5 protein-coding genes are annotated in these 6,000 nt (G+C 71.6%); all 5 read left to right on the top strand.

Annotated features, from left to right (window positions below; all coding sequences use genetic code 11):
- Positions 1-23 precede the first annotated feature (23 nt).
- A complete protein-coding gene (locus tag ACI78S_RS23680; protein ID WP_456977433.1) occupies positions 24-557 on the top strand; it encodes a hypothetical protein in 534 nt (177 codons plus the stop codon).
- Between the two features lie 9 nt (positions 558-566).
- On the top strand, positions 567-1,505 hold the full coding sequence (locus ACI78S_RS23685; RefSeq protein ID WP_456977434.1) for a DUF5926 family protein: 939 nt from the start codon (positions 567-569) through the stop codon (positions 1,503-1,505).
- Positions 1,506-1,794: 289 nt separating this feature from the next.
- The gene (chvE, locus tag ACI78S_RS23690) at positions 1,795-2,949 is read left to right on the top strand and encodes a multiple monosaccharide ABC transporter substrate-binding protein (protein ID WP_456977435.1); all 1,155 of its coding nucleotides are present in this window, start codon (positions 1,795-1,797) and stop codon (positions 2,947-2,949) included.
- Positions 2,950-3,108: 159 nt separating this feature from the next.
- Complete coding sequence (gene mmsA / locus ACI78S_RS23695) at positions 3,109-4,647, top strand: multiple monosaccharide ABC transporter ATP-binding protein (protein ID WP_456977436.1); 1,539 nt, start codon at positions 3,109-3,111, stop codon at positions 4,645-4,647.
- A complete protein-coding gene (gene mmsB, locus ACI78S_RS23700; protein ID WP_456977437.1) occupies positions 4,644-5,891 on the top strand; it encodes a multiple monosaccharide ABC transporter permease in 1,248 nt (415 codons plus the stop codon). Before mmsA ends, mmsB begins: the two co-directional genes overlap by 4 nt.
- The last annotated feature ends 109 nt before the right edge of the window (positions 5,892-6,000 follow it).

Genomic DNA, 6,000 nt, shown 5'->3' on the forward strand with positions numbered 1-6,000 from the left:
CGCCGGGGGCCAAGGTGGTGGTCATGGCCATCGCCGACGTCGTCCGCGACTGGGGTGCCACGGACGACGACCTCGTCCGGCCGCTGCCCTGCGACGAGCTGTTCCCCGACGCCGACGTCGTCCTGCACCGGGCCGTGGACGTCGACGCGCCGCCGGAGCGCCTGTTCCGCTGGCTGTGCCAGCTGCGCGTGGCGCCGTACTCCTACGACCTGCTCGACAACGGCGGCCGGCGCAGCCCGCAGCGGCTCACGCCCGGGCTCGACCGGCTCGTCGTCGGTCAGCCGGCGATGCGGATCTTCCACCTGGCGTCGTTCGAGCGGCCGGTGCAGCAGACCTACGAGCACCGCGGCCTGTTCGGGCACGTCGTGGTCACCTACGCGATCACCCCGCGGGACGGCGGCAGCCACCTGCTCATGCGGCTGCGCTGGACCCCGCCGCCGCTGCCGGTGCCCGGGGCGGTGACGCGGCGGGGCATGGCGGCGGGGGACCTCGTCATGGCCCGGCGGCAGCTGCTGAACCTCAAGAGGCTGGCCGAGCGGGACGCGGCCGCCGCCTAGGCTCGGCGCATGGCTCGCTCCTCGACCAAGCGCCGTCCCGCCGCCCCCAAGGCCGCCGAAGGGGAGGTCAACCCGAAGGCCCCGTGCCCCTGCGGCTCGGGCCGGCGGTACAAGCACTGCCACGGCTCGGGCTACGCCCCGCCGGTGACCCGGCCGTTCGAGGGGCTGCCCGGCGAGGAGCACTGGGTGGCGCTGCGCGAGTTCGTGCCGGCCGCGACCGCGCCGCTCCGGACGGCGGACGGCCGGGAGGTCACGCTGGCCAGCGTCCTGCCCGGCGGCGCGCCCGCCCTGGTGCGCGCCAACGGGCAGATCGTGCTGGGCGTGCAGCTGCCCGCCGCGTCGGACGACGTCAGCCGCGACCTCGGCACCGCGCTGGCCACCGCCCTGGAGGCCCCGGCCGGTGCGCCGGTCGACCCCGGCCCGGTGGGGGCCGCCGGTTCGGCCGGGCCGCGGCTGCAGGAGCTCGTCGACCTCGAGGCCCCGCTCGAGGTGACGGTGCACGAGGACTTCGGCTTCTGGCTGGAGGGCGCCGACGCCGGCCCCACCGCGCAGGCGGGCCTGGAGCAGGCGAACGCCGCGATCCTGCCGACCGAGCGGCTCGAGGGGCTCGGCGCCGCCTACTGGGTGCGCCCCGGTCCGGAGCGGGCGCACCTGCGCTGGGTGCGCGGGGAGGACGAGGAGCCGCTGCTCGACGCCCTCGCCCGGCTGCGCGCCGCCGAGGAGCTCACCCTGGGGGAGGGCACCCGCTACGCCGGCGCCTTCCGCGCGCACGGGCTCGTCGTCCCGGTGTGGGACCTGCCGGCCGATCCCCCCGCCGCCGACTGGACCGGCCCGGCCGCCGACTTCCAGGACCGGCTCGAGCGCGCCCTGGCCGTGGGCGCCCCGCTCACCGCCGACGAGCGCCGGGCCCGCGCCGGCCTGCTGAGCCGCCAGATCACCCTCCGCTGAGCCTCTTGGCAAAGGAGGCTCTGCATACGGTTTCCGGGCTGGATCCGTATGCGTAGCCTCCTTTGCCCGTACCCATGACGCCGCTCGGGTGAGACGGACGTCGCGGTGCGGGGACGCCGTTCCGCGGTAGCCGCCGCCGGTGAAGCCCGCGTTACCCGAACGTGACAGATGAGTTCTGGCGCAAGCCTTGACGGCACCCCCATGTGAACGCTCACACTGGCGGCCGCTCGCGTCAGCGCGGGCCTGAGCGCCCGTGTGGCGGCAGATGTCTCGAGGAGGAGATGTGCAGGTGAAGAAGCTCCGGCTGAGCGCTCTGGGAGCCGCCCTCGCGGTGAGCCTGGTGGCCTGTGGTGGCGAGGGTGCCGGCGGCAGCTCGAGCGCCGGTGACGAGAACGCCAGCCCGGAGGACCAGACGATCGGCGTCTCGATGCCGACGCAGACGTCCGAGCGCTGGATCGCCGACGGTGAGGCGGTGCAGTCGCAGCTGGAGGACAAGGGCTACGAGGTCAACCTCCAGTTCGCGAACGACGACATCCCGACCCAGTCGCAGCAGATCGACCAGATGATCACCGAGGGGGCCGACCTCCTGATCATCGCGGCGATCGACGGCACCGCGCTGTCGAGCCAGCTGCAGGCGGCCGCCGACGCGGGCATCCCGGTCATCTCGTACGACCGGCTGATCCGCGACAGCGAGAACGTCGACTTCTACGTCAGCTTCGACAACTTCGAGGTCGGCGTGGCGCAGGGCACCGCCCTGCTGACCGGCCTGGGCGTCCTCAACGCGGACGGTTCCCCGGGCACCGCGACCGGTCCGTTCAACATCGAGCTGTTCGCCGGCTCGCTGGACGACAACAACGCCCACTTCTTCTTCGACGGCGCGATGTCGGTGCTGCAGGAGTACATCGACAACGGCACGCTCGTCGTGAAGTCGGGCCAGACCGACATCGAGCAGGTCGCGATCCTGCGCTGGCAGCAGGAGACCGCCCAGCGGCGCATGGAGGACCTGCTGACCTCCACCTACAACGACGGCTCGCGCGTCGACGGCGTCCTCTCGCCGTACGACGGCCTGTCGCGCGGCATCATCACCGCGCTGCAGAACGCCGGCTACGGGCCGAACCTCGACTCGACCCCGCAGCCGATGTCGGTCGTGACGGGTCAGGACGCCGAGATCGCCTCGGTCAAGCTGATCCAGGACGGCGTCCAGAGCTCCACGATCTTCAAGGACACCCGTCTGCTGGCCGAGCAGGCCGTCATCGCCGGTGAGGCCTTCCTCCAGGGCGAGGAGCCCGAGGCGAACGACACCGAGACGTACGACAACGGCGTCAAGGTCGTGCCCTCGTACCTGCTCCCCGTCGTCACCGTCTTCGCCGACGACATCCAGACCGAGCTGATCGACACCGGTTACTGGACGGCCGGAGAGGTCGCCGCGGGTCAGGCCGACTGACCCCACCCCCCAGGCCCGGCCGGGCCCGGCGGCAGCGATCGGCGCTGCCGGGCCCGGCCGGTTCCACCTCGGCGGTCCGCTCGCCCGGTGCTCCCGCCCGGGCCATGCTGACCGCACACAGATCCCTCCGAGCGCACGACTGCGAGGACGACGGAGTCCATGGACGACAACATCCTGGAGATGCGCGGCATCACCAAGACGTTCCCGGGCGTCAAGGCGCTGGAGAACGTCAACCTCTCGGTCCGGCGGGGCGAGATCCACGCGATCTGCGGGGAGAACGGCGCCGGCAAGTCGACGCTGATGAAGGTCCTCTCCGGCGTCTACCCCTCCGGCAGCTACGACGGCGAGATCGTCTACGACGGCCGCACCGTCAACTTCGGCGGCATCCGCGACAGCGAGCACGTCGGCATCGTGATCATCCACCAGGAGCTCGCCCTGGTGCCGTACCTCTCGATCGCCGAGAACATCTTCCTGGGCAACGAGCGCCGCGGGCGCAACCGCCTCATCGACTGGAACAAGGCCAACGCCGACGCCGCCGCGCTGCTCGAGCAGGTCGGGCTCGACGAGCACCCCGTGACGCCGGTCGGTCAGCTCGGCGTCGGCAAGCAGCAGCTGGTCGAGATCGCCAAGGCGCTGTCCAAGGACGTGCGCCTGCTCATCCTCGACGAGCCCACCGCGGCGCTGAACGACAACGACTCGGCGCACCTGCTGGACCTGCTCCGCCGGCTGCGCGACCAGGGCATCACCTCGATCATGATCTCGCACAAGCTGAACGAGATCACCGCGATCGCCGACAGCGTCACCGTCATCCGCGACGGCCGGACCGTCGAGACGCTGAGCACGCAGTCGGGCGAGGTCACCCAGGACCGGATCATCCGCGGCATGGTCGGCCGCGACCTGGAGAGCTTCTACCCGGAGCGCGAGTCGCACCCGGGCGAGGAGGTGCTCCGGGTCGAGAACTGGACCGTCTGGCACCCCACCCAGGACCGCAAGATCGTCGACGACGCCAGCTTCTCCGTGCGCGCGGGCGAGGTCGTGGGCATCGCCGGGCTGATGGGCGCCGGCCGCACCGAGCTGGCGATGAGCATCTTCGGCCGCTCCTACGGGCGCAACATCTCCGGCCGCATCCTCCTGCACGGCAAGGAGGTGAAGGCGCGCAACGTCGCCGAGGCCATCGACAACGGCATCGCCTACGCCACCGAGGACCGCAAGCGCTACGGGCTGAACCTCATCGAGGACATCAGCCGCAACATCTCCGCCGCCGCGCTGAAGAAGCTGGCGGGCGCCGGCTGGGTGAACGGCAACGAGGAGATCAAGGTCGCCGAGGGCTACCGCAAGGACATGAACATCAAGGCGCCCAGCGTGCTGTCGATCGTCGGGAAGCTCTCCGGCGGCAACCAGCAGAAGGTCGTCCTGTCCAAGTGGCTGTTCACCGACCCGGACGTGCTCATCCTCGACGAGCCGACGCGCGGCATCGACGTCGGCGCCAAGTACGAGATCTACACGATCATCAACCGCCTGGTGGCGGCCGGCAAGGCCGTCGTCGTCATCTCGTCGGAGCTGCCCGAGCTGCTGGGCATCTGCGACCGCATCTACACGCTGTCGGCCGGCCGGATCACCGGCGAGGTGCCGGTCGGCGACGCCACGCAGGAGAACCTCATGGTGCTCATGACCAAGGAGAGGGAGCAGGCCGCATGACCAGGACCGCGCCGCCGCCGGCGGAGGACGCCGCGACCGAGGCCGCGCCCGCCGCTGCCCTCCACACCGGCACCAGCGACATCCGCCAGCTGTTCACCCGCAACCTGCGGCAGAGCGGCATCTACATCGCCTTCGTCGTCATCATCGCGCTGTTCGCGGTCCTCACCGACGGCACGCTGCTGTCGCCGGGCAACATCACGAACATCGTCCTGCAGTACTCCTACATCCTGATCCTGGCCATCGGCATGGTCATGGTGATCATCGCCGGGCACATCGACCTGTCGGTCGGCTCGGTGGTCGCGCTCACCGGCGCGGTCTCGGCGGTCACGGTGATCAGGTCGGGTGCGCCCTGGTGGGTCGGCGTCCTCGCCGCCCTCGGCGTCGGCCTCGCCGTCGGCGTCTGGCAGGGCTTCTGGGTCGCCTACGTCGGCATCCCGGCGTTCATCGTGACCCTGGCCGGCATGCTGCTGTTCCGCGGCCTGACCCTGCAGGTGCTGGACAACATCTCGCTGTCGCCGTTCCCCCAGGAGTACGGCCGGATCGCCAGCGGCTTCCTCAACGGCCTCATCGGCGGCCAGGGGTACGACGCGTTCACCCTGCTCATCGGCGCGATCGCGGTGGCGGGCTACGCGCTGAGCTCGTTCCGCACCCGGGTGGCCCGCATCCGCTACCAGCAGCCGGTGGAGTCCTTCCCGCTGTTCGTGGCGCGGATCGTCGTCGTCGGCGCGGTGGTCATGTACTTCGCCTGGCAGCTGGCGCACGCCCGCGGCCTGCCGATCGTGCTGATCATCCTGGCGGTGCTGATCCTGGTCTACGCGATGGTGACCAAGCGGACCGTCTTCGGCCGCCAGGTCTACGCCATCGGCGGCAACCTGGCCGCCGCGACGCTCTCGGGCGTCAAGGTGCGGGCGGTCAACTTCTGGCTGTTCGTCAACATGGGCGTGCTGTCCGCCGTGGCCGGCATCGTCTTCTCGTCCCGCTCGAACGGCGCCCAGCCCGGCGCCGGCAACATGTTCGAGCTCGACGCGATCGCCGCCTGCTTCATCGGTGGCGCCGCCGTGACCGGCGGTGTCGGCACCGTCGCCGGGGCCGTGGTCGGCGGCCTGCTCGTCGGCGTGATGAGCAACGGCATGCAGCTCGAGGGCATCGACCAGTCCGTGCAGTCGGTGGTCAAGGGCCTGGTCCTGCTGCTGGCCGTCGCGTTCGACGTCTACAACAAGCGGCGGGCCGCGGGCTCCCGCTGAACCCCCGCGGGGGGGCCGGGGGGGGGGCCGGGGGGGGGGGGGGGGGGGGGGGGGGGGGGGGGGGGGGGGGGCGCCGGGGGGGGGGGGGGGTGGGGGATGTGTGATGGGG

This window comes from Geodermatophilus sp. SYSU D00815, assembly GCF_054050035.1.

What these genes read in the sequence shown, in the direction of transcription:
- ACI78S_RS23685 (WP_456977434.1), top strand. Translation starts at nt 567, where the DNA reads ATGGCTCGCTCCTCGACCAAGCGCCGTCCCGCCGCCCCCAAGGCCGCC.
- ACI78S_RS23680 (WP_456977433.1), top strand. Translation starts at nt 24, where the DNA reads ATGGCCATCGCCGACGTCGTCCGCGACTGGGGTGCCACGGACGACGAC.
- mmsA (WP_456977436.1), top strand. Translation starts at nt 3,109, where the DNA reads ATGGACGACAACATCCTGGAGATGCGCGGCATCACCAAGACGTTCCCG.
- mmsB (WP_456977437.1), top strand. Translation starts at nt 4,644, where the DNA reads ATGACCAGGACCGCGCCGCCGCCGGCGGAGGACGCCGCGACCGAGGCC.